26 protein-coding genes are annotated in these 23,028 nt (G+C 64.3%); 17 read left to right on the forward strand and 9 right to left on the reverse strand.

Annotated features, from left to right (window positions below; all coding sequences use genetic code 11):
* On the reverse strand, positions 1-1,275 hold a 1,275-nt coding region (locus JOZ76_RS17075), incomplete at its 3' end, for a TldD/PmbA family protein (RefSeq protein WP_291699981.1).
* Positions 1,276-1,592: 317 nt separating this feature from the next.
* Between JOZ76_RS17075 and JOZ76_RS17080 the strand changes: the two genes are divergently transcribed.
* A complete protein-coding gene (locus JOZ76_RS17080) occupies positions 1,593-2,087 on the forward strand; it encodes a GNAT family N-acetyltransferase (protein ID WP_291699983.1) in 495 nt (164 codons plus the stop codon).
* 7 nt (positions 2,088-2,094) lie between these two features.
* Here the strand turns inward: JOZ76_RS17080 and JOZ76_RS17085 are convergent, their stop codons facing one another.
* The gene (locus JOZ76_RS17085) at positions 2,095-2,679 is read right to left on the reverse strand and encodes an invasion associated locus B family protein (RefSeq protein ID WP_291699985.1); all 585 of its coding nucleotides are present in this window, start codon (positions 2,677-2,679) and stop codon (positions 2,095-2,097) included.
* A gap of 443 nt (positions 2,680-3,122) precedes the next feature.
* Here JOZ76_RS17085 and coxB point away from each other — a divergent pair, with 443 nt between their 5' ends.
* The 9 genes from coxB (at position 3,123) to JOZ76_RS17130 (ending at position 10,238) form a co-directional block, all read left to right on the forward strand.
* The gene (gene coxB, locus JOZ76_RS17090; RefSeq protein ID WP_291699987.1) at positions 3,123-3,974 is read left to right on the forward strand and encodes a cytochrome c oxidase subunit II; all 852 of its coding nucleotides are present in this window, start codon (positions 3,123-3,125) and stop codon (positions 3,972-3,974) included.
* A 90-nt stretch (positions 3,975-4,064) separates the two neighbouring features.
* A complete protein-coding gene (gene ctaD, locus JOZ76_RS17095) occupies positions 4,065-5,678 on the forward strand; it encodes a cytochrome c oxidase subunit I (RefSeq protein WP_291699988.1) in 1,614 nt (537 codons plus the stop codon).
* Between the two features lie 55 nt (positions 5,679-5,733).
* Positions 5,734-6,699, forward strand: coding sequence for a heme o synthase (locus JOZ76_RS17100; RefSeq protein WP_291699990.1), 966 nt, complete (start codon positions 5,734-5,736; stop codon positions 6,697-6,699).
* 20 nt (positions 6,700-6,719) lie between these two features.
* On the forward strand, positions 6,720-6,881 hold the full coding sequence (locus JOZ76_RS17105; RefSeq protein WP_291699992.1) for a CoxF protein: 162 nt from the start codon (positions 6,720-6,722) through the stop codon (positions 6,879-6,881).
* A gap of 5 nt (positions 6,882-6,886) precedes the next feature.
* Positions 6,887-7,513, forward strand: a complete 627-nt coding sequence (locus JOZ76_RS17110; RefSeq protein ID WP_441300046.1) for a cytochrome c oxidase assembly protein — start codon at positions 6,887-6,889, stop codon at positions 7,511-7,513.
* 89 nt (positions 7,514-7,602) lie between these two features.
* Positions 7,603-8,493 (forward strand): cytochrome c oxidase subunit 3, encoded by an 891-nt coding sequence (locus tag JOZ76_RS17115; protein ID WP_291699996.1) that lies wholly within the window; start codon positions 7,603-7,605, stop codon positions 8,491-8,493.
* Between the two features lie 107 nt (positions 8,494-8,600).
* Positions 8,601-8,987 (forward strand): DUF983 domain-containing protein, encoded by a 387-nt coding sequence (locus tag JOZ76_RS17120; RefSeq protein WP_291699998.1) that lies wholly within the window; start codon positions 8,601-8,603, stop codon positions 8,985-8,987.
* Positions 8,988-9,241: 254 nt separating this feature from the next.
* Entirely contained in the window at positions 9,242-9,943 is a 702-nt protein-coding gene (locus tag JOZ76_RS17125; protein ID WP_291700026.1) for an SURF1 family protein, read from the forward strand.
* 94 nt (positions 9,944-10,037) lie between these two features.
* Entirely contained in the window at positions 10,038-10,238 is a 201-nt protein-coding gene (locus JOZ76_RS17130; RefSeq protein WP_291700000.1) for a hypothetical protein, read from the forward strand.
* Between the two features lie 85 nt (positions 10,239-10,323).
* On the opposite strand, the gene JOZ76_RS17135 is transcribed toward JOZ76_RS17130, so the two are convergent.
* Positions 10,324-11,454, reverse strand: a complete 1,131-nt coding sequence (locus tag JOZ76_RS17135; RefSeq protein ID WP_291700002.1) for a DUF418 domain-containing protein — start codon at positions 11,452-11,454, stop codon at positions 10,324-10,326.
* 284 nt (positions 11,455-11,738) lie between these two features.
* Between JOZ76_RS17135 and thrC the strand changes: the two genes are divergently transcribed.
* The 4 genes from thrC (at position 11,739) to JOZ76_RS17155 (ending at position 15,911) form a co-directional block, all read left to right on the forward strand.
* Positions 11,739-13,163 (forward strand): threonine synthase, encoded by a 1,425-nt coding sequence (gene thrC, locus JOZ76_RS17140; RefSeq protein ID WP_291700004.1) that lies wholly within the window; start codon positions 11,739-11,741, stop codon positions 13,161-13,163.
* A complete protein-coding gene (locus tag JOZ76_RS17145) occupies positions 13,160-14,449 on the forward strand; it encodes a M16 family metallopeptidase (RefSeq protein ID WP_291700006.1) in 1,290 nt (429 codons plus the stop codon). The genes thrC and JOZ76_RS17145 overlap by 4 nt, the downstream gene beginning before the upstream one ends.
* Before the next feature lie 50 nt (positions 14,450-14,499).
* Positions 14,500-15,087 (forward strand): GNAT family N-acetyltransferase, encoded by a 588-nt coding sequence (locus tag JOZ76_RS17150; RefSeq protein ID WP_291700008.1) that lies wholly within the window; start codon positions 14,500-14,502, stop codon positions 15,085-15,087.
* A 191-nt stretch (positions 15,088-15,278) separates the two neighbouring features.
* Positions 15,279-15,911: a hypothetical protein gene (locus tag JOZ76_RS17155; RefSeq protein WP_291700010.1), complete on the forward strand. Its 633-nt coding sequence runs from the start codon at positions 15,279-15,281 to the stop codon at positions 15,909-15,911.
* A 190-nt stretch (positions 15,912-16,101) separates the two neighbouring features.
* On the opposite strand, the gene JOZ76_RS17160 is transcribed toward JOZ76_RS17155, so the two are convergent.
* The 5 genes from JOZ76_RS17160 to JOZ76_RS17180 form a co-directional block, all read right to left on the reverse strand.
* A complete protein-coding gene (locus JOZ76_RS17160) occupies positions 16,102-16,587 on the reverse strand; it encodes a F0F1 ATP synthase subunit B family protein (RefSeq protein WP_291700012.1) in 486 nt (161 codons plus the stop codon).
* Between the two features lie 4 nt (positions 16,588-16,591).
* Complete coding sequence (locus JOZ76_RS17165) at positions 16,592-17,146, reverse strand: F0F1 ATP synthase subunit B (RefSeq protein WP_291700014.1); 555 nt, start codon at positions 17,144-17,146, stop codon at positions 16,592-16,594.
* Positions 17,147-17,203: 57 nt separating this feature from the next.
* Positions 17,204-17,434, reverse strand: coding sequence for a F0F1 ATP synthase subunit C (locus JOZ76_RS17170; RefSeq protein ID WP_291693119.1), 231 nt, complete (start codon positions 17,432-17,434; stop codon positions 17,204-17,206).
* Between the two features lie 54 nt (positions 17,435-17,488).
* Positions 17,489-18,244 (reverse strand): F0F1 ATP synthase subunit A, encoded by a 756-nt coding sequence (locus JOZ76_RS17175; RefSeq protein WP_291700016.1) that lies wholly within the window; start codon positions 18,242-18,244, stop codon positions 17,489-17,491.
* Positions 18,245-18,310: 66 nt separating this feature from the next.
* Positions 18,311-18,682 (reverse strand): AtpZ/AtpI family protein, encoded by a 372-nt coding sequence (locus JOZ76_RS17180; protein WP_291700018.1) that lies wholly within the window; start codon positions 18,680-18,682, stop codon positions 18,311-18,313.
* 341 nt (positions 18,683-19,023) lie between these two features.
* Here JOZ76_RS17180 and JOZ76_RS17185 point away from each other — a divergent pair, with 341 nt between their 5' ends.
* Positions 19,024-19,548 (forward strand): hypothetical protein, encoded by a 525-nt coding sequence (locus tag JOZ76_RS17185; RefSeq protein WP_291700020.1) that lies wholly within the window; start codon positions 19,024-19,026, stop codon positions 19,546-19,548.
* Positions 19,549-19,599: 51 nt separating this feature from the next.
* Complete coding sequence (locus JOZ76_RS17190) at positions 19,600-20,052, forward strand: secondary thiamine-phosphate synthase enzyme YjbQ (RefSeq protein ID WP_291700028.1); 453 nt, start codon at positions 19,600-19,602, stop codon at positions 20,050-20,052.
* Between the two features lie 82 nt (positions 20,053-20,134).
* Here JOZ76_RS17190 and JOZ76_RS17195 read toward each other — a convergent pair whose 3' ends face one another.
* A complete protein-coding gene (locus JOZ76_RS17195) occupies positions 20,135-21,769 on the reverse strand; it encodes an MFS transporter (protein WP_291700022.1) in 1,635 nt (544 codons plus the stop codon).
* Positions 21,770-22,083: 314 nt separating this feature from the next.
* Here JOZ76_RS17195 and JOZ76_RS17200 point away from each other — a divergent pair, with 314 nt between their 5' ends.
* A complete protein-coding gene (locus JOZ76_RS17200; protein WP_291700024.1) occupies positions 22,084-22,758 on the forward strand; it encodes a response regulator in 675 nt (224 codons plus the stop codon).
* Positions 22,759-23,028 lie beyond the last annotated feature (270 nt).

Here is a 23,028-nt window from a genome sequence, read left to right on the forward strand (position 1 = left end):
GTCGGTTGGCCCGTTGCCGATCAGCATCGCGCCCTTGAGCGGGGCACCGAGCTTGCCGCCCTCGATCCGGTAGGCCTCGGTGACCTGGAACACGTATTTGCCGGACGTGATATCGACCTGGCCACCGCCAAAGTTCACCGCATAGATGCCGTTCGTCACCGAAGCGATGATCTCGTTCGGATCGCGGGTGCCGGCGAGCATGTAGGTGTTGGTCATGCGCGGCATCGGGACATGGCCATGGCTCTCGCGCCGGCCGTTGCCGGTCGGGCGCATGCCCATCAGCCGGGCGTTCTGGCGATCCTGCATGTAGCCGACCAGGATGCCGTCCTCGATCAGCACGGTACGGTTGGTCGGCGTACCCTCGTCGTCGATCGAGAGCGAGCCGCGGCGGGAGGCCATGGTGCCGTCATCGACCACGGTGACGCCCTTGGCCGCGACCGGCTTGCCCATCAGCCCGGCGAAGGCCGAGGTCTTCTTGCGGTTGAAATCGCCTTCGAGCCCGTGGCCGACCGCCTCGTGCAGCATCACGCCGGGCCAGCCGGCCCCGAGCACCACATCCATCTCGCCGGCGGGCGCGGGCACGGACTCCAGATTGACGATCGCCTCGCGGAGCGCGCCGTCGGCGGCATCGCGCCAGGATCTGGTCTCGATGAAGCGGGCATAGCCCTCGCGGCCGCCATAGCCCTTGCTGCCGCTCTCCTGCCGGTCGCCCTGGCCGGCGACCACGGAAACGTTGACGCGCACCAGCGGGCGGATGTCGCGATAGCTCTCGCCGTCGGGCCTGACGATTTCGACCACCTGCCAGGTGGCGGCGAGCGACACGGTGACCTGCCGCACCCGCGGGTCCTTGTCGCGCAAATAGGCGTCGATCTCGGCGAGCAGTTTTACTTTGGTCTCAAAACCAGGGGCATCGAGCGGATTGTCATCGCCATAAAGACGGATGTTGCTGTGGGGCGGCGGCGCTGCAAATGAGCCCGAATAGCCGCCGCGGACGGCCGCGACCGCGTCGGCAGCACGGATCAGCGCCGGCAGCGACACGTCGGAGGAATGCGCATAGCCGACCGCATCGTCCTTGACAGCGCGCAGGCCAAAACCCTGGCTCGTGTCATAGGTCGCCTGCTTCAGACGACCATTGTCGAACATCAAGGCTTCGGTCTGGCTGTACTCCAGGAACAGCTCGCCGTCATCGGCGCCCAAAAGCCCACGGCCGACCTCGCGGCGCACGGCGTCGCGGTCGAGATTGGCGCGGTCGATCAGCGAGGTTGTGGGGGTCATCGGCCCTCTTCCATTGCGAGCAGGTTGGCAAAGAAGATAGTCTGTCCTGGGCGACGATGCGAGGGGGCCGGAGCCAGAAGATGCGCATCCGATCGCCATATTTGAGGTGTTGTGAACGGCCGCGAGGCGATTTGCGGCGGGCCGGACATTACGAGGCCGTCATCTTGTCCCTTTAAGGCATATGCCGGTCCGGGGCCACAGCGCTTCGGCGAGTGATTTTGCCGCGTGCTGGAGCGTTGCGCGGGGGTCCGCTGGTCCACAAATGAGACCAGCAAGAAACGAACACCAGAGCAAGATGCGAAAGGAGCTGCACGGCGATGAATCCGATCGAGATTGTCCCGATGGCCGAGGCTCACATCGAGAGCTTTCATCGGACTCTCGATGTGGTGGCGAGGGAGCGGCGCTATCTTGCCTTCCTCGAAGCGCCGCCGCTGGAGGCGACGCGCGCCTTCATTCTAGACACGATCCGGCACGGCTTCCCGCAATTCGTTGCGGTTTCCGGAGGCGAGGTCGTCGGCTGGTGTGACGTGACCGCAAAACCGCGCCCGATCCACGCCCATGTCGGGGTGCTCGGCATGGGCCTGCTGCCGGCCTATCGCGGGCAGGGCATCGGCACGCGGCTGATCGCGAAAGCGCTGAAGGCGGCGCGCGGCTTTGGCTGGTCGCGGATCGAACTGACGGTCCGCGAGGACAATGTCAACGCGGTCGCGCTCTACAAAAAATTCGGCTTCGTGACCGAGGGTGTGCAGCGCTACGCGGTGAAGGTGGACGGCGCCTACGCGAACCTGCTCCTGATGGCGCTGCTGTTCTAATCGCGAGCTACGGCAGCTTGTCGAACCCGTCCGCCAATCCGTTCAGGCTGAGCGGAAACCCGATGCCTTCTTCCGGCGTCTCGAAGATGATGAAGGTCGCCGTCTTCGCGGTCTTGAGCTGGTTCAGCAGCTTCTCGTCCATCACGACTTCGGCGACGCAGCCGTTCGGCAGGCAGCGCACGAAACCGGCGCGGCCGACATCCTGATTGTCGAGCTTTAAGCCCAGGCCCGACGGCAGCAGCACGCCGAGCGGCGCCACCACGCGCATCAGCCGGCTTTTCTGGTCGGCGGTCTTCAGCATGATGACGGTGAGTCCCGCATTGGAGCGGTCCTCGGCTACCACGCTCTGGATCAGCGCGCATTGCTCGGCCTGCGCGCCCGGCGGGGTGTCGCAGCGGATCTGCCAGTCGCCATGCACCGAGCGCACCGCGCCTTGCGCGTGCGCCGCGCCGGTTGCGAGCGGCAGTAGGGCAAGCGCCAAAATTGCGGCGAGCCAGCGCGCCGGCCGAGCGCCCAAGCGGCGGCCGTGGCCCGCCTGGCAGCCCGCTTGGCGATCCTTCTGGCCGGTCGCGGTGTTCTGCAAAGCCTTCATCCGCTCGATCCTCAGGAGATACGAAAATACCCGCTTGGGGTGGACCGGCAAGAGGGCGTCTTGAAGGCGAGCCGGGTGGAATGCAATGTCGCGAATCAGCGCAGCCCCGAGCAGGTCGATCTTTGCCTACAACGGACAGAATGGCTGTCAAGCGCGCACGGCGGCCCGCTATGAGCCCGTCGCCTCACTTTCACGGGAAAATGCGACATGGCCACCGAGCCAAAAGAACGATGGGATGCGGCGTTCAATAGTCCCACGACCGCATTGCGATGGCCGGCGAATTATGGTTTGAGAGGCTGGATTTCGGCGATCTCACGATCTGGCCAGGTGCCTTTCGGGACCACCTCACGGCCGTTTGTCGGGGGGCGGAACGTTGCGGCACCCAGACAAACGCCGTCCGGCGGGGGCGCCTTGGGGACATTTCTGAAGGGAGCGCGAGCGGCATGACAATGTCGATGGGCCAGATGGGCCGGCGGTTGCTGGGTTTGACGCTGGCCGGCGTGGCACTGGTGATGAGTGGCGCGGCGTCTGCTGAGCTGGGACAGCCGGCGCCCTGGGAGTTCAGGCTCCAGGAAGCCGCCACCCCGGTCATGGAGACCATTACCTCGTTCCACAACGGCCTCTTGGTCGTGATCACGCTGATCACGCTGTTCGTGCTGGCGCTGCTCGTCTACGTGATGGTCAAGTTCAACGCGCGCGCCAATCCGGTGCCTTCGCGGACCACCCATAACACCCTAATCGAGGTGGCCTGGACGCTGATCCCGGTGCTGATCCTGGTCGGCATCGCGATCCCGTCGTTCCGCCTCCTGTTCCTGGAGCTCGACATTCCGAAGGCCGACCTCACGGTCAAGGCGACCGGCAAGCAGTGGTACTGGTCCTACGCCTATCCCGACAACGGCAAGTTCGAGTTCGATTCGCTGCTCGCCCAGGACAAGCAGCCGCGGCTGCTCGGCGTCGACAACGAAATGGTCGTGCCGGTGAACAAGGTCGTTCGCGTCCAGACCACCGGCGCCGATGTCATCCATTCCTTCGCGGTGCCAGCCTTCGGCATCAAGATCGACGCCGTGCCGGGCCGGCTGAACGAGACCTGGTTCAAGGCCACCAAGACCGGCATGTTCTATGGCCAGTGCTCTGAACTGTGCGGCAAGGACCATGCCTACATGCCGATCGCGGTTCGGGTCGTGAACGACCAGGAATTCGCCGAATGGGTCGAGGCGGCGAAGAAGAAGTTTGCCAGCGCGCCGCAGAACACGTTTGCGTCGGCTGAGAGGGCCAAGGGGGTAGAGGCGCAGTGAGGCCGAACGGCCTCCTGCGCATCTGACGGGACAAGGGCGAGAGGACCTCGGAAGGTCCGACTTAAGGGACTGCAAGGCTAGGATTTCAAAATGGCAACGAGCGCAGCGACACACACCGATGCTCATGGCGACCACGCCCACCACCCGACCGGCTGGCGGCGCTGGCTCTATTCGACGAACCACAAGGACATCGGCACGATGTACCTGGTGTTCGCGGTCATCGCCGGCTGCATCGGTGCCGCGATGTCGATCGCGATCCGCATCGAATTGATGTATCCGGGCATCCAGCTATTCCACGAAAACCACACCTATAACGTGTTCGTGACCTCGCACGGCCTGATCATGATCTTCTTCATGGTGATGCCGGCGATGATCGGCGGTTTCGGCAATTGGATGGTGCCGCTCATGATCGGTGCGCCGGATATGGCGTTCCCGCGCATGAACAACATCTCGTTCTGGCTCTTGCCGGCCTCCTTCGCGCTGCTTCTGACCTCGAGCTTCGTCGAAGGCGAGCCGGGCTCCAACGGCGTCGGCGCGGGCTGGACCATCTACGCGCCGCTCTCGACCTCGGGCCATCCCGGACCCGCCGTCGACTTCGCGATCCTGTCGCTGCATCTGGCCGGTGCCTCCTCGATCCTCGGCGCGATCAACTTCATCACCACGATCTTCAACATGCGCGCGCCGGGCATGACGCTGCACAAGATGCCGCTGTTCGTGTGGTCGATCCTGGTGACCGTCTTCCTGCTGCTGTTGGCGCTGCCGGTGCTCGCCGGCGCCATCACGATGCTGCTCACCGATCGCAATTTCGGTACCACCTTCTTCGCCGCCGATGGCGGCGGCGATCCGGTGCTGTTCCAGCATCTGTTCTGGTTCTTCGGCCATCCCGAAGTGTACATCCTGATCCTGCCCGGCTTCGGCATGATCAGCCAGATCGTCTCGACCTTCTCGCGCAAGCCGGTGTTCGGCTATCTCGGCATGGCCTATGCGATGGTCGCGATCGGCGGCATCGGCTTCGTGGTCTGGGCCCATCACATGTACACGGTCGGCATGTCGTCGGCGACGCAGGCCTATTTCGTCGCCGCGACCATGGTGATCGCGGTGCCGACGGGCGTAAAGATCTTCTCGTGGATCGCGACGATGTGGGGCGGCTCGATCGAATTCCGCACTCCGATGCTGTGGGCGATCGGCTTCATCTTCCTGTTCACGGTCGGCGGCGTCACCGGCGTGGTGCTGGCCAATGCCGGCGTCGATCGTGTGCTGCAGGACACCTACTACGTGGTGGCGCATTTCCACTACGTGCTGTCGCTCGGCGCCGTGTTCGCGATCTTCGCCGGCTGGTACTACTGGTTCCCGAAGATGTCGGGCTACATGTACAACGAGACCATCGGCAAGGCGCACTTCTGGTTCACCTTCGTCGGCGTCAACCTGGTGTTCTTCCCGCAGCACTTTTTGGGCCTCTCCGGCATGCCGCGGCGCTACATCGACTATCCCGACGCGTTCGCCGGCTGGAACTTCATCTCGTCGATCGGCTCCTACATTTCGGGTTTTGGCGTCCTGATCTTCCTCTACGGTGTGCTCGACGCCTTCATGCGCAAGCAGCAGGCAGCCAACAATCCCTGGGGGGCCGGTGCAACCACGCTGGAATGGACGCTGTCCTCGCCGCCGCCGTTCCACCAGTTCGAAGTGCTGCCGCGCGTGCAGTGAGACATCCGCGGCGCCTGCAAAAGGCGCCGCGACTTCTTGAGAAACAGGTTCACAAGTGTCGGTCATCGATCACGACGCCATCGCGCTCTCCTCGCCCCGCATTTCCGAGGCCGAGGTCGGCGATTATTTCGCGCTGCTGAAGCCGCGGGTGATGTCGCTCGTGATCTTCACCGCTCTGGTGGCACTGGCGATCGCGCCTGGGCATTTCCATCCCGTGCTGGCCTTCACCTCGCTGCTCTGCATCGCGGTCGGTGCGGGCGCCTCCGGCGCGCTGAACATGGCGCTCGAGGGAGACATCGACGCCAAGATGGTGCGCACCGCCAACCGGCCGATCCCCCGAGGCAAGGTCACGCGCGCCGAAGCGCTCGCTTTCGGTTCGACGCTAGCGTTCTTCTCGGTGCTGACCCTGGGCATCCTGGTGAACTGGTACGCTGGCGCGCTGCTCGCCTTCACCATCTTCTTCTACGTCGTCATCTACACGATGTGGCTAAAGCGCTGGACCGCCCAGAACATCGTGATCGGCGGCGCGGCCGGCGCGCTGCCGCCGATCGTGGCCTGGGTCGCCGCAACCGGGTCGCTGTCCGTAGAGCCGCTTTTGTTGTTCCTGATCATCTTCTTCTGGACCCCGCCGCATTTCTGGGCGCTGGCGCTGTTCCGCTCCGACGACTATGCACGCGCCGGCGTGCCGATGCTCCCCGTAGTCGCCGGTCCCGATGCGACGCGGCTGCAGATCCTGCTCTACACCATAGTGCTGGTCGCGATCGCGGGTTCGCCGTGGGCGCTCGGCTATTTCGACGCGGTCTACGGCGTGATCTCGCTGCTGCTTGGCGCCGGCATGCTGGTCCTTGCGGCCAATGTGTACCGCTGCCGCGAGCGGACCTCCTCGCTCCGCGCCACCCGAAAACTGTTTGCGTTCTCGATTCTCTATCTGTTCGTGCTGTTTGCGACGCTGTTGATCGAGGTCGTGGTCCGCGCCGGCGCGCCCATGATTGGTGCCTTGATCAGTTCTTCGTTCGCTTGATGGGGGCGCGGGCGGATCAGATGGCTGAGCAGGAGCCCGATGGAATCGTCCTCACCGAGGCGCAAAAGAGGAGCCGCCGGCAGCGCTCGATCGCCATCGCGCTCGCGCTCGGCGTGCTCGTGGTGCTGTTTTTCGCGGTTACGCTGGTCAAGGGGCCGGCCGTGCTGAACCGGCCGTTGTGATGGACATGGAGCAGGAGCCGAGCAAGATAGCCGAGAGCAGCGTGCGTCCGCGCTTTGGTCGCGACGCGCTGGTGGCCTCGATTTGCGGTTTCGTCGTGGTGCTGATGGTCGGCGCCGCCTATGCCGCCGTCCCCTTCTACAACTGGTTTTGCCGCACCACCGGCTTCAACGGCACCACGCAGGTCGCGACCTCCGGGCCCTCGGGCGCGCCGCTCGCGCGCAAGATCGCGGTGCGCTTCGACTCCAATGTCGCCGGCGGGCTGCCGTGGAAGTTCGAGCCAGAGGCGACCGAAATCGAGGTCAGGATCGGCGAGGTCGTCACCGTCAACTACACGGCCACCAACCAGTCGGCCCGCACCACCACGGGCGAAGCGGCCTATAACGTCGCACCGCTGACGGTCGGCGCCTATTTCCAGAAGATCAACTGCTTCTGCTTCACCGAGCAGACCATGGCGCCCGGCGAGAAGCGCGAGATGCCGGTGGTGTTCTATGTCGATCCTTCGATCGTCAACGATCATGAGAACGACAGCCTGAACACCATCACGCTGTCCTACACCTTCTATCCGGTGCGTGAGCCCACGGCAAAACCGCTGGCCGCGAGCGAGCCGGACAAGCCAAAGGGCAACCTTTGACCTCGCCCGTCGCGGCATTGTCGCGCAGGGTTTGCTTTTGTTGACGAATATGTGCCGGATGGGGCGGCACCGCGAACGGAGAGACGATAATGGCTACGGCCCAAGCAAAGCACCACGACTACCACCTGGTCGATCCGAGCCCGTGGCCGGTCGTCGGGTCGATCTCCGCCTTCATCATGGCGGTCGGTGCGATCGGCTGGATGCACCACATGTTCGGCGCGGCGCCGATCGTGTTCGGGGTCGGCCTGATCGGCGTGCTCTACACCATGGCGAGCTGGTGGGGCGATGTGATCCGCGAGGCCCAGTACAAGGGCGACCACACCCGCGTGGTGCAGATCAGCCACCGCTACGGCATGATCCTGTTCATCGCCTCCGAGGTGATGTTCTTCGTCGCCTGGTTCTGGGCCTTCTTCAACTCCTCGCTGTTCCCCTCCGATGCGGTGCAGGCGACCCGCGACGCGGTGTTCGGCTGCGGCGCCGGCACCCAGATGGGCGCCTGCGCGGTGCCGGGCACCTGGCCGCCCAAGGGCATCGAGGCGTTCGATCCCTGGCATCTGCCGCTGCTCAATACCCTGATCCTGCTCACGTCGGGCACGACGGTGACCTGGGCGCACCACGCGCTGCTCGAAAATGACCGGCAGGGCCTGAAATACGGCTTGATCCTCACCGTGCTGCTCGGGGCGAGCTTCACCTGCGTGCAGGCCTGGGAATATGCCCACGCCGCCTTCGGTTTCTCCGGCAGTGTCTATGGCGCCACCTTCTTCATGGCGACCGGCTTCCACGGCTTCCATGTGCTGATCGGCACCGTGTTTCTGATCGTCTGTTTGGCGCGCGCCTATGCCGGGCATTTCACCCCGAAGCAGCACCTCGGCTTCGAGTTTGCCGCCTGGTACTGGCATTTCGTCGACGTGGTCTGGCTGTTCCTGTTCGTTTGCATCTACGTCTGGGGCACTGGCGGCGGCCGGCTCGGCGTCGAGTAGGCTGCTCGGCCTGGTTGATCAGTTTCGTTCACTTCAAAGAGGCGGCCGCAAGGGCCGCCTTTTTCTTGTGTCCTGTGCTACAAGGCGACTGTATCCTGGGTACCCAGATGACCGACGAGTCCTCCGTCACGATCGCTCAGACCGTTCTTCGCGGCGTCACCTGCCGCTGTCCGCGCTGTGGCCAGGGCAAGCTGTTCGCGGGTTTCCTGCGGCTGCGGCCGAAATGCGCCACTTGCGCGCTCGATTATTCCTTCATCGATTCCGGCGACGGTCCCGCGGTCTTCATCATCCTCATCGCCGGCGCGGTGGTCGTGACCGCGGCGCTGATCGTCGAAGTCAAATACCAGCCGCCATTCTGGGTGCATGCCGCGCTGTGGCTGCCGCTGATCCTCGCCACCACGCTGTGGCCATTGCGCGCGATGAAGTCGCTGCTGATCGCGCTGCAGTTCCACCACAACGCGGCGCCCGGCCGCCTGGTCGACCGCGCGCCGTAGTGACATGTTGGACCAGTTGCTGTTCGGCCGCATGAAGCCATGCGCCGGCGTCGCGGCGCCGGTGTGCTTCCCATCGTCTCAGTGGGGCATCGCCGCTTTTGACGAGCGTTTTTGTAAAATGCCGAAGCCGAGCCTGGGCTTAAGGGTGGGAGGGTCGCGCAACGTCTCCTATATGCTCGGCTATGCAAGGACACGTGAAACCATCCGACCAGTCTCAACGCGGCACGCGCGCCTTCGCCATTTTTACGCTGGTGATGGTCGCGCTGCTCTTGGGCCTCGGCGTCTGGCAGCTGCAGCGGCGCGCGGAAAAGCACGCGCTGATCGCGGCGCTCGATGAACGGCTCGCCGCCGCGCCGGGGCCGCTGCCGCCCTCCTCGCAATGGCGCACGCTCACGCCCCATCACGACGAGTTCCGGCGCGTGACTTTCGTCGCGACCTATGAGCAGCGTCTGGATGCGATGGTCTATAGTTCCGGTTCGGCGGTGCGCCCCGATATTTCCGGTCCCGGCACATGGGCCTATCTTCCGGCGCGCCTGCCGTCCGGCGAGATCGTTGCCGTCAATGCCGGCTTCGTGCCCAACATGATGCAGGACCGCGGCACACAGGACCGCGCAGTGGCGCAGCTCATCACCAACAAGCCAGTCACGTTGACCGGTTACATCCGCTTCCCGGTCGCGGCCGGCGTGCTCACGCCAAACGAGGAACACGCCAAACGGCTGTGGTTTACGCGCGACCACATAGCGATGGCCCATGCGCTCGGCTGGGGCGAGGTCGCGCCGTTCTACATCGATCTAGAAACGCCAGTGCCGCAAACCGGCGTGCCAAGACCCGGTCCGCTCTCCGTCCATCTGAAGGACGACCACATGCAATACGCGATCACCTGGTTTGGCCTGGCGATCGCCGTCGTGATCGCCTTTGCGGTCTGGGCGCGGGGACGGCGGCCGACGCAATCTTGATAAGGTCGCAATTGCAAAGTTAAATTGCGGCAATCTTTGATTGTTCATTGATATAGCGCAAGGGGCGGATTTGCGGGAAATCTGATTGTTGCCGATGTATGAGATGAAGATCAGCCGCAAACGGATCGGATGGGAGTGGAGGGTCAGCGACCTTTCCGGAAAGGTCGCAGCGGCCGGCCGGGAGATTTCCCGCAGTACTGCAAGATACAAGGCCGCGCACGCCTTGTTTCAGTTGCTACTGAAGACGATCAGCATTCGTGATCGCGCAGAATTGAAGCGCAGGCAACGCCGCTGAGCGGACGGCGGGCTCAGGCAAAGCGAAAGCCATTGGTTGCCGGAAACGATGATGCGCTTCGAAGAGTTCGACCCGCCCTCTATTTTCACTCCGCGGCCAGCGGCGCGAGGTCCGGAACCGCCTTTCGCATCGGTTGCTTCCGGCCGTACATCAGGCTGCGCCACAGCCACTCGACCGGCCCGAAATTGAAGCGCGCCAGCCACCATCGGCTGATGATCACCTGGGCCACATAGACGGCGACGCCAAGAGTCAACGCCGTTGCGGCGCCGAGCTTGCCGAACAGGCCGAGCCCGTAACCGTAAAACACGAAGCTGAAGATCAGCGATTGCATGAGGTAGTTGGTGAAGGACATGCGGCCGAGCGGCGCCGCCCAGCCGAGCAGTTTTGAGCCGAGCGGCGTGCTCGCCGCCGCGATGATGAAACAGGCATAAGCGAACGCCAGCGTCACGGTCGCGAGCGACTTGCCGGCACCGATGGTCACTACGAGCGCCACGAGGCCCGCGCCGACGATCAGGCTGCGATGATCCGACGCGCGCTGCAGCACTCCGCTTCGCCAGACGAAGGCGCCAATCAGGAACAGCGCGAGCGTGCGCGGAAACACCCAGACATGCAGCCGCGCGATCGCGCTGATTTCGCCGATCCGGAAGGCGAGGATCTCGGAAAAGCCGCCCGCCCCGTACACGTGGGCCGCCTCGATGACGTGATGCGCGATCCAGAACTTGTCAAACAGCGGAACGAGCTTGAACAGACAATCGCTCAGGTACAGGAACAGGAATGCGAGGGCGCTGACGCCGACCAGCCAGCGGGGACCGAACAGGAACGGCAGCACGACCAGGCCAGCCAGCGCATATTCAGTCAAAATATCGCCGTCCCAGATCAGGGTGAGATGCACCAGGCCGATGGCGAGCAACACCAGGAGACGGCGTAGCAGCAGCACGCGGCGGCGATCGGCGGACAGTCGTTCGAACTGGATCGCGACCCCGACGCCGAACAGGAGGGAGAACAGCGCGAATGCCTTGAGCTCGACCGCCTGATCCAGAGCGCGTTCGACCATCTGGTCGAGCGGCGATGCCGTCCTGTCCGGCCCCGAAAACTCCTGGAAGATCGAGACGCGAAATTCGAATACCAGGTTGATCGCCATCACGCCGAACAGCGCGATGCCGCGCAAGATGTCGATACCGGTAAGCCGATCGGCAGGAGCCAGCGGTTCGGTCATGCTCGGTTCGGACCTTGTACTGATGTCCAACGAAGAAGCCGCCACCCCAACCCCGCCGCCCCCGCCGCTCATTGCATCTGCGATCACCGAAGCTTCGCTCAGGCGTCCCTTATCATAACGGCTGCCAAAGGAGCCTATGCGACCGTCCTCGGTGGCAGGATGGCCAACAAGCGGTTTCCCAGTCCGCCAAAACCCTCTATGGTGCCTCTGTTCGATTCCGACGATCCTCTATTATCTCAGATGAATCAAAGGCTTGCTTGGGAGGCGCGCCTTTGGAGGGTGCTTTGACGCGGTATGTCTCCACCCGGGGCGAGGCTCCGGCCCTGGGCTTTTGCGACGTGATGCTGACCGGGCTTGCCCGTGACGGCGGCCTTTACGTGCCCGAAACCTGGCCGCAACTCACAGCCGAAACTATCGCCGGCTTCTTCGGCCGCCCCTATTGGGAGGTTGCCGTCGAGGTTATACGCCCCTTTGCAGCAGGCGAAATTGCCGACGCCGATCTCGGGCGCATGGCGAACGAGGCCTATGCCACCTTCCGCCACCCGGCGGTGGTGCCGCTCGACCAGGTCGGGGCGCATCAATTCCTGCTTGAACTGTTCCACGGCCCGACACTCGCCTTCAAGGACGTGGCGATGCAGCTGATCTCGCGGCTGATGGACCATGTGCTGGAGAAGCGGGCGCAGCGCACCACCATCGTGGTCGCGACCTCCGGCGACACCGGCGGCGCCGCGGTCGAGGCCTTTGCGCGGCGCGCCAATGTCGACCTCATCGTGCTGTTTCCGCATAGCCGCATCTCCGACGTGCAGCGGCGCATGATGACCACGACCGGGGCGTCCAACGTTCATGCGCTGGCGATCGAGGGCACCTTTGACGATTGCCAGGCGATCGTGAAGGCGATGTTCAACCATCACCGCTTTCGCGACCAGGTCGCGCTGTCGGGCGTCAACTCGATCAACTGGGCGCGCGTCGTGGCGCAAGTGGTCTACTATTTCACCTCGGCGGTCGCGCTCGGCGCGCCGGCGCGGGCGGTCGACTTCACGGTGCCGACCGGCAATTTCGGCGACATCTTCGCCGGCTATGTCGCCAAGCGCATGGGGCTGCCGATCCGCACGCTCCGGATCGCCGCCAACGTCAACGACATCCTGCCGCGCACGCTGAACACCGGCATCTACGAGGTCAAGGAGGTGCACGCCACCGCCTCGCCCTCCATGGACATCCAGGTATCCTCGAATTTCGAGCGGCTGCTATTTGAGGCCTCCGGCCGCGATGCCGACACTGTGCGCCGCCTGATGGCCTCGCTCAGGCAGTCGGGACGTTTCGTGCTGCCCGGCGGGACACTGGCAAAAATCCGCGCCGAGTTCGACGCCGGCCGCGCCGACGAGACCGAGACGTCAGCCGCGATCCGCGCCGCCTGGCGCGAGGCCGGCGACCTCGTCGATCCGCACACCGCGGTCGCGCTCGCCGTTGCCGACCGCGACGTCACCGACAGCTCCGTTCCCAATATCGTACTGTCCACCGCGCATCCGGCCAAATTTCCCGATGCGGTGCAGGCGGCCTGCGGAGTGAGGCCGCAATTGCCTGCTTGGCTCGACGGCCTGATGGGCAAGGGCGAAGCGTTGAAGATCATGAGAAACGACCAGGCCGAGGTGGAGCGCTTCGTGCTCTCGGTCAGTCGCGCCGCAAGGACCAAAGAAGGAGCTGTCGGATGAGTGTCGAGTTGACCAGGCTGCCATCAGGCCTCACGGTGGTCACCGACACCATGCCGCATGTCGAGACCGCGGCGCTCGGGGTCTGGGCCGGCGTCGGCGGTCGCGACGAGCGGCCCGACGAGCACGGCATCTCGCATCTGCTCGAGCACATGGCTTTCAAGGGCACCGCGCGGCGCAGCGCGCGCGAGATCGTGGAGACCATCGAGGCGGTCGGCGGCGATCTCAACGCCGGCACCTCGACCGAGACCACGGCCTATTACGCGCGCGTCATGAAGGCCGACGTGCCGCTGGCGCTCGACGTGCTCGCCGACATCCTGACCGACCCGTCCTTCGTGCCCGACGAACTCGAGCGCGAGAAGAACGTGATCGTGCAGGAGATCGGCGCGGCCCAGGACACGCCCGACGATGTCGTGTTCGAGCACCTCAATGAATTGTGTTATCCGGACCAGCCGATGGGCCGCTCGCTGCTCGGCACCGCGAAGACGCTGCAGCGTTTCGATCGCGACATGTTGAAGAGCTATCTTTCGACCCACTACCGCGGGCCCGACATGGTGGTGGCCGCGGCCGGTGCCGTGGATCATGCGCGCGTGGTCGCCGATGTCGCTGAGCGTTTTCACAGCTTTGCCAAGGAGCCGGCGCCCAAGCCGGAGGCGGCGATGTTCGGACGGGGCGGCTCGCGCGTGGTGCATCGCGATCTAGAACAGGCGCATTTGACGCTCGCGCTCGAGGGCGTGCCGCAGTCGGACGCGTCGTTGTTTTCCCTCCAGGTGTTCACCAACCTGCTCGGCGGCGGCATGTCATCGCGGCTGTTCCAGGAGGTGCGGGAAAAGCGCGGCCTGTGCTATTCGATCTACTCCTTTCACGCGCCCTATACCGACACCGGCTTCTTCGGGCTCTACACCGGAACCGATCCGGCCGATGCGCCGGAAATGATGGAGGTGGTCGTCGATGTCATCAACGAAGCGGTCGAGACCTTGACGGAGGCCGAGATCGCGCGCGCCAAGGCGCAGATGAAGGCGGGGCTGTTGATGGCGCTGGAAAGCTGTTCCTCGCGCGCCGAGCAGCTCGCGCGGCATGTGCTGGCTTATGGGCGGCCGCAGACGGTGGAGGAGCTGGTGACGCGGATCGATGCCGTCAGCGTCGAATCGACACGCGGCGCCGCCCGGGCGCTGCTCGCGCGCAGCCGGCCCGCAGTGGTGGCGCTCGGCAGCGGCCGGGGTCTGGACACGGCGGTGGCTTTTGCCGAAGGATTGATGGCCTCGAAGGCGAGGGCGCGGCTGCATTGAGCGGGGCGATGCGATAAGAGAATGAGCTTGGGTAGGACGGGGGAGCGTTGATGGCTCTGTTTCGTTTGCCGTCGAGTGGGCCGACCGCGCTGGCGCCGCGCGGACATGGCCTGTTGCTGCGCGCGCCGCAGATGGCCGATTTCGCACAGTGGGCTTACTTGCGCGAGTCCAGTCGCGAATATTTGACGCCCTGGGAGCCGATCTGGCCGTCCGACGATCTCACCCGCTCCGGCTTCCGGCGGCGGCTGCGCCGCTATGCCGAGGATATCGCGGCGGACCGCTCCTATCCGTTCATCATCTTTCGCGAGTCCGACGGGGCCATGATCGGCGGCATCACGCTCGCCAATGTGCGTCGTGGCATTGTGCAGGCCGGGACCATCGGATACTGGGTCGGCCAGCCCCACGCGCATCGCGGCTTCATGACTTCGGCGCTCAAGGTGCTGCTGCCGACGCTGTTCGGCGAGCTCAATTTGCATCGGGTCGAGGCGGCCTGCATCCCGTCGAATGCGCCGTCGATCCGGGTGCTCGAAAAATGCGGGTTTTCCCGCGAGGGGCTGGCGCGGCGCTATCTGTGCATCAACGGCATCTGGCAGGATCACCTGCTGTTCGGCCTGCTGCACGAGGATTTCCGCGGTTGAACAGGGATCGAATTCATACCAGAACCGGCGAAAGCCCCCGTTTTGAATGACGGGCGTGCCCTCGGTTCGCCGTCATTCCGCTGTTATTTCGGCAAACGGACAGGGCCGGGCGTCACGGACGCGTTTTCAAGCGAAGTGGATCCCGGTTCGCGTGACGAAGCGCGACAAGAGTGAGAGCCAGGGAATTCCGGATGGGTGAGAAACGCATCATCAGATTTGTGCCGGCAGCAGTGGCCGTGCTGGCGATCGGCTATGCGGCCAGCATTGCGCCGGTGTCGTCGCAATCGCTGACCGACCGCTTCAAGAGCCTGTTCGGGGGCAGATCGGATGCGCCACCGCCGACCATCGTCGAGCCCGGCGGGCCGGCGGCGGAAATCGACTGCCCGCCGGTCGCGATCCGCGCCGGGGCTTCGACCTATGCGGTGGCCGCGCCCGGCAAGCAGGCAGTCGGCAACGACGTCCGTTTCCAGGCGACCATCACCAAGACCGCGCGTGAGTGCGTGCAGAACGGCGCGGAGATCACGGCCCATATCGGCATTCAGGGGCGCGTCATCGCCGGGCCTTCGGGGGCGCCGCCATCGATCGAGATACCAATGCGGGTTGCCGTGGTGCAGGGCGGTGTCGGCGAGAAGGTGATCGCCACCAAGGCCTATCGCACGACGGTGACCATGACCAGCGAGGAGGGCAGCGAGCCCTTTACGTTGGTCGCCGACGATCTGGTCTACCCGCTGCCGTCGGCGAATGACGCCGACAAGTACATCTTCTACATCGGCTTCGATCCGCAGGCGCTCGCGCCCGAGCCGAAGGCGCGGAAGCGGAAATAAGCCTGATGATGAAGTTTGCTCGGATCGGTTTACCGGCCCGGCTGTTCACCTCTCCCCGCAAGCGGGGAGAGGGGGCGCATCTTCCATTCGGCTCTGATCGAACCTCATCATGTTCTGGTCAAGCCGTGACATGAAAAAGGCCGACACGCAGGACGCGCCGGCCTTTTTTAGATGCAAGATTGGCCGCGGGTCAGTTCAGCTTTCGCTGCACCTCGGCAATGCCCTTGTTCAGCAGGGTATCGGCCAGATCGCCCTTGACCGTCCCGGTGAGAATCCTCGTCGCGGCATTGACCGCGGCTTCCGCCGCCGCCGCCCGCACATCGGCGAGGGCCTGGGCTTCCGCGAGCGCGATCTTGCTCTCGGCCGCCTTGGTGCGCCGCGCGACAAAATCCTCCATCTTGGTCTTGGCGCCGGCTGCGATCCGCTCGGCATCGGCCCTGGCGCCGGCGACGATCTCCGCCGCCTCGCGCTCGGCGCTGGCACGGCGAGCCTTGTACTCGCCGAGCACCTTGGCCGCCTCATCCTTCAGGCGGCGCGCGTCGTCGAGTTCGGCCTTGATGCGTGCGGCCCGGGTGTCGAGCGCCTTCAGGAGCGTGCGGTGAACGCCCAGATAAGCGAAGCCTCCCATCAGAATGACGAAGGCGATCGCAACCCAGGTCTCCGGATCTTCGATCATCGCGCTATCCCTTCAAGGCCGCCTTGACGGCGCTGTCGACCGATTTGCCGTCCGGCACGATGCCGGTCAGCTGCTGCACGATCGCGGCCGCTGCATCGGTTGCGATGCTCTTGACATTGCTCATCGCCGCCGTACGGGTCGAGGCGATGGTCTTCTCCGCCTCGGCGAGCTTGGCCGAGAGGCTCTCTTCCAGTGTCTTGCGCTCGGCCTCGGCGGCCGCATTCAGCTTTTCGCGGGTCTCGGTGCCGATCGCCTGCGCCCGGCCGCGTGCCGCGGCGAGCTCGCTCTCATAGGCCTTCAGCGCGGCGTCGGACTCGTCCTTCAGCTTCTGCGCCGCCGTCAGGTCGCCGTCGATCGCGGCCTGCCGCGCATCGATCACGCCGGAGACGCGCGGCAGCGCGATCCGCGAGACGATCAGATAGAGCGCGACGAAGGCGATGACGAGCGACACCAGTTGCGAGGCGAAGGTGTTCGGATCGAACGGAGGAAATGCTCCGCCGCTGCCGTCGGCTTCGGTGTGGGCTCCGGTGCCTTCGGCACCGCCATGACTTTCAGCCATGGAGTTCTCCTGTTGCCGTCATGCGTGCCGCCGGATGGCGGCACGACCGGGTGCCGATCAGAGCTTCACGAACAGCAAGAGCAGCGCGATCAGCAGCGAGAAGATGCCGAGCGCTTCGGTCACGGCGAAGCCGAAGATCAGGTTGCCGAACTGGCCCTGGGCGGCCGAGGGATTGCGCACGGCGGCAGCGAGATAGTTGCCGAAGATGACGCCCACGCCAACGCCGGCACCGCCCATGCCGATGCACGCGATGCCCGCGCCGATAAGTTTCGCTGCTGCCGGATCCATAGTCTGCTCCTTGAGAAGAAAGATTGAGGTGAGGGTGGAAATTCTCCGGACCGCTCAGTGTCCCGGATGAATGGCGTCGTTGAGGTAGATGACGGTGAGGATCGCGAACACATAGGCCTGCAGGAACGCGACCAGGATTTCGAGGGCGTAGATCGCGACCGTCAGTGCCAGCGGCGCGATGCCGCCGATCCAGCCGACGGCGCCCAGCGACACCCCGAGCAGCGCCACGAATCCCGCAAAGACCTTGAGCGCGATGTGGCCGGCCAGCATGTTGGCGAACAGACGAACGCTGTGCGAGACCGGCCGCAGGAAGAACGAGAAGACCTCGATGAAGACGACCAGCGGCAGGATGTAGATCGGAATGCCCGACGGCACGAAGATCTTGAAAAATTTCAGGCCGTTCTTGTAGAGGCCGTAGATCAGCACCGTGAAGAACACCAGCAGCGCCAGCGCCGCGGTGATGATGATGTGGCTCGAGATCGTGAAGGCATAGGGAATGACGCCGACGAGGTTCGAGACGCAGATGAACATGAAGATCGAAAAGATCAGCGGGAAGAACTTCATGCCTTCCGCGCCGGCATTGCCGCGCACGGTACTGGCCACGAACTCGTAGGCGATTTCGGCCATCGACTGAAAGCGGCCCGGCACCAGCTGGCGGCCGGCGGCGCCGCCGATCATCAACAGCGAGATCAGCGCGACCGCCAAAAACATGTAGGCCGAGGAATTGGTGAAATAGATCGGCTGGCCGCCGATCTGGCCGATCTTGAAGAGGGGTTCGATGTTGAACTGCTCAATCGGTTCGATATTCATCCGCGCGGCTCTTGGTCCACCGGCTTGGCCGGCAAGCGAGATTCCAATGTCATGACTTCCGACAGGCTACTGGCGATTGCGAGAGGCAACGCCGGCAGACCTCACCACGTTGATCACTCCGGCGATGAAGCCGAGCAGGAAGAACACGATGAGACCGAAGGGCGATGTCGACAGCAAGCGGTCGAAGCCCCAGCCTAACGCCGCTCCAACGACAACGCCTGCGATCAACTCGGAAGAAAGCCGAAAACCGAGCGCCATCCCGCGAGCGCGGGCGGCTTGGTCCTCACTGCTGTCACCAGGTTGGTCAGTCCCGGTGTTACGGTGCCCACGAACCCGGGACAACCGCTGATCGAGACTTTCGAGCCTTGCGGAAAGCGCAGCTTCGTCAGGCGATTTATCGCGACTTCCATTCCTGCGCTCGTCCGTGCCTTCAGCCATGCTGTGGAGACCCGACACGATGTCGTGGAAAAGGAGAGTAGCGCCCGTCGCCCTTAAAAAGCCGCGCGGACCATACTGACCGTGTTTCCGCAAGTCAAGATTACGTGCGCTTCAGCTAGCGTATTGATTCTCCTCGATTTCTCCGTGGCGCCGCGAATCTGCCGCAGGACCGTCGCCGCACTGCACAGGGTGAGCGGCGCGGCGCGAGCGGCACAATCCGGGCGGCCCGCCCGAAAGCGGATTGCGGATGCGGCTCGCCATGCATTGAAATCGGCTCCGGAGTCCCCTAGGTCTCCTCCTCAAGGGCGCCTCGATCGGTTTTTTAAGGACGGAGCAAGCCCATGATGCCGGCGTCAAAGCCATCGATCTTCGCAACCGTCGCGGTCGCGACCGCGGTCGGTATTATCTCGGTGATGGCGTTTGCCGGCGAGCAGCTGCCGGACACCGAGAACGGCCATTATATCTTGTCGCAAACCCGCGATGGCCTCGTCAGGCTCGATACGCGAAACGGTCAGGTGTCGAACTGCACCCATGACGAGACCGGCTGGGCCTGTCGTCTCGTGCCGGACGAGCGCGCGGCCGTGGATGCCGAAATCGGTCGCCTGCAGGCCGAGAACGACAGGCTGAAGGCGCAGCTCGCCGCGCGCGACCAGGCCGCGACCGGCAAGACGGACGACGCGCTGCCGAAATCGGATTCATCGAAGAAGGCGGAGCCGAAGGTCGCCGAGGGCGAGCGCAACAAGATCGAGATTCCCTTGCCGAGCGACCAGGACATGGATCGGGTGATGTCGTTCCTGGAGCGCGCCTGGCGCCGCCTGATCGACATGGCGAACCGCGTGCAGAAGGACGCCTCGGGCCGAATCTGAGCTCGCGGCGACGATTGACGTGAGGGATCGAGCGTGACGTCACACAAGGCCATGTCCCGCAGTACGCCGTCGGCCGTTACCATCAACACGATCGTGACCTCGCAGCTTGCGGTGCCGACGCACGGCATGGGCTTTGTCGATATCACCGCGGACGCGGAGGCCTTTCTCGAAGAAGCCGGCGCGCGCGAAGGCACGCTGACCGTCTTCATCCGCCACACCTCGGCGTCGCTGACGATCCAGGAGAACGCCGATCCGACCGTGCTCGACGATCTCCAGAGCGCGCTGAAGCGCGCAGCCCCGGAGGATGCGCCCTGGACGCACGACACCGAGGGATCCGACGACATGCCGGCGCACGTCAAGACCATGCTGACATCGACCTCGCTGCAGATCCCGGTGCAGGGTGGCGAGCTGCTGCTGGGGAGCTGGCAGGCGATCTATCTGATCGAGCACCGCCGCAAGCCCCACCGGCGCGACATCGTGCTGCAGTTCATCGGCGCGATTTAGGACCGCCGAAAGAAAACGGCCGCGGATCGCTCCGCGGCCGTCCGCCGATCGAATCGCGGGGCGCAGGGCCCCGCGCGATGCATCAGGTCTTGGTGATGTCGACGTCCTTGGTCTCGGGCAGGAACAACAGCCCGATCACGAGGCTCATCAGTGCGATCGCGACCGGATACCAGAGACCGGAATAGATGTTTCCGGTCCATGCGACGATCGCGAACACAGTGGCCGGCAGGAAGCCGCCGAACCAGCCGTTGCCGATGTGATAGGGCAGCGACATGCCGCTGTAGCGGATCCGGCTCGGGAACAGCTCCACCAGCCAGGCCGCGATCGGGGCGTAGACCAGCGTAACATAGACCACCAGAATCCAGAGCAGGACCGTCGTCATGACATAGTTCATGTCATTCAGATCGGCGCTGGGTGGATAGCCGTGCGCCTTGATCGCCGCGGGCAGCGCCTTGGCGAAATCCGCCGAGGTCGCGGTCAGCGTGGTGTCGCCGATCTTGACCTGGGCCGGTGTTCCCGCCGGCGCGCTCTGGGTCGTGTAGTTCACCGACAGGTTGACCAGCGCCGAGGTGGCGATGTCGCAGCCGGTGGTGAACTTCTCGGTTCCGGTCGCCTTGAACTGGAACGAGCATTCAGCGGGATCCGCGATCACGGTCACCGGCGAGTTGGCGAGCGCCGCCTCGAGCTTCGGGTTGGCGTAGTGCGTAATCGCCTTGAAGATCGGGAAGTAGGTCAGCGCCGCCAGCAGGAAGCCTGCCAGAATGATCGGCTTGCGGCCGATCTTGTCGGACAGCAACCCGAAGACGACGAAGAAGGGCGTGCCGAGCGCGAGCGCAATCACGATCAGGATCTGCGCGGTGGCGCCGGGCACCTTCAGAGTCTGGGTCAGGAAGAACAGCGCGTAAAACTGTCCACCGTACCACACCACGGCCTCACCGGCGGTGGCGCCGAGCAGGGCCAGGATCGCGATCTTGGCATGCCGCCATTCGCCGAAGGCTTCCGTCAGCGGCCGCTTCGAGGTCCTGCCCTCCTCCTTCATCCGCTGGAACACCGGCGATTCGTTCAGGCTGAGGCGGATCCAGATCGAGATCAGGAGCAGGATGCCGGAGAGCAGGAACGGAATGCGCCATCCCCAGTCGCCAAACACCTCTTCGCCCTGGACGTTACGGATCCCGAGGATCAGCAGAAGCGCCAGGAACAGGCCGAGCGTTGCGGTGGTCTGGATCCACGAGGTGTAATAGCCGCGCCTGTCCCGGGGCGCATGTTCCGCGACATAGGTCGCCGCACCGCCATATTCGCCGCCAAGCGCAAGTCCCTGCACCAGGCGCAGCGCGATCAGCACGATCGGCGCGGCGAGGCCCCAGCTCGCATAGCCCGGCAAGAGGCCGATGAAGAATGTGCCGACGCCCATCAGCGTCATCGTGATCAGGAAGGTGTATTTGCGCCCGATCAGGTCGCCGAGGCGGCCAAAGATCAGCGCACCGAACGGACGGACCGCAAAGCCCGCGGCGAAGGCGAGCAGGGTGAAGATGAAGGCGACGTTCGGCGGCACGTTCGAGAAGAAGTATTTCGCGAGGAACGGGCCGAGCGTTCCGTAGATGTAGAAATCGTACCACTCGAACACCGTGCCGAGTGACGATGCGAAGATGACCTTTCGCTCCTCGGCTGTCATTCCGCCGGTGCGGATACCGCCACCCGCTGTTGCAGCTATCGTCATTGTTCACTCCCAGACATTGTTTGATGCAGCCTTGTCCCCAATGCGCCGCACTGGGCCTGGTCCCGGGGCCTCATGCCAAAGTAACATTGCGGTGAAACGCGGCACATAAGACTTTCGGCCTTTTGCACTGGGCGCCGGCCCACCATGTCTGTTCCATTTTCGAACAGCGGCGGAGCGATCTATTGCAACGCACAACGCGGCATTTCACCGCGCCGTTGCACAGGCTATTGCGCGGTTGCATGCGTTATACCAAGAAGGGACAATCACCCGATGTCCCCTGGCCATCTCTGAAGGTGGCGGGAGCCCTGTTATAGATGACGACTGCACTCACCCGCCTTGTTATTGCCGATGACCATCCGCTGTTTCGCGATGCGTTGCGGCAGACGGTTTCCAGCGTCGCGCCGGCGGCGAAGATCGAGGAGGCCGGATCGTTCGACGATCTCACCGCGCTGCTGGAGCAGGACGGTGATGTCGACCTGATCCTGCTCGATTTGACCATGCCGGGCACGTCGGGCTTTTCCGGACTGATCTATCTGCGCGCGCAATATCCGGCCGTTCCTGTCGTGGTGGTCTCCGCGAGCGACGACGGCGCCACGATCCGCCGCTCGCTGGATTTCGGCGCCTCCGGCTTCATCCCGAAACGGTTCGGCGTCGAGACGCTGCGCGATGCGATTCTGAAAGTGCTGGACGGCAATGTCTGGGTGCCGCCGGACACCGATCTTTCGGCGGCCGCCGATCCGGAAATGACGCGCCTGCGCGACCGCCTGGTGACGCTGACGCCGCAGCAGGTCCGGGTGCTGATGATGCTGTCCGAGGGGCTCTTGAACAAGCAGATCGCCTATGAGCTCGGCGTCTCCGAGGCCACCATTAAGGCGCATGTGTCGGCGATCCTGCAAAAGCTCGGCGTCGAGAGCCGCACCCAGGCGGTGATCGCCGCGGCCAAGATCGCCGGTTCGCAGTGGCGGCAGACCACGCCAATGGAGCCATAGCGCGACGTCATTGCGAACGAAGCGAAGCGCGGCGCTCTTGGTGATGTCATTGCGGGGCGCGAGTGAAGCGAGCGCGCCCGGAATCTCGAGATTCCGGGTTTGCGCTGCGCACGGCCCGGAATGACGACCGAAACAATCTTCGACTGCTTTGACTACTCCGCAGCGACCATCTGCTGGATGCGCCATTGGCCGAGCAGGGCGCGGAGCGAGGCCGGCTTCACCGGCTTGTTGAGCACGGCGATGTTTTCTTCGCGCGCCGCCGCCCGGACG

It is taken from the genome of Bradyrhizobium sp., from assembly GCF_019244115.1.
Classification (GTDB): Bacteria; Pseudomonadota; Alphaproteobacteria; order Rhizobiales; family Xanthobacteraceae; genus Bradyrhizobium.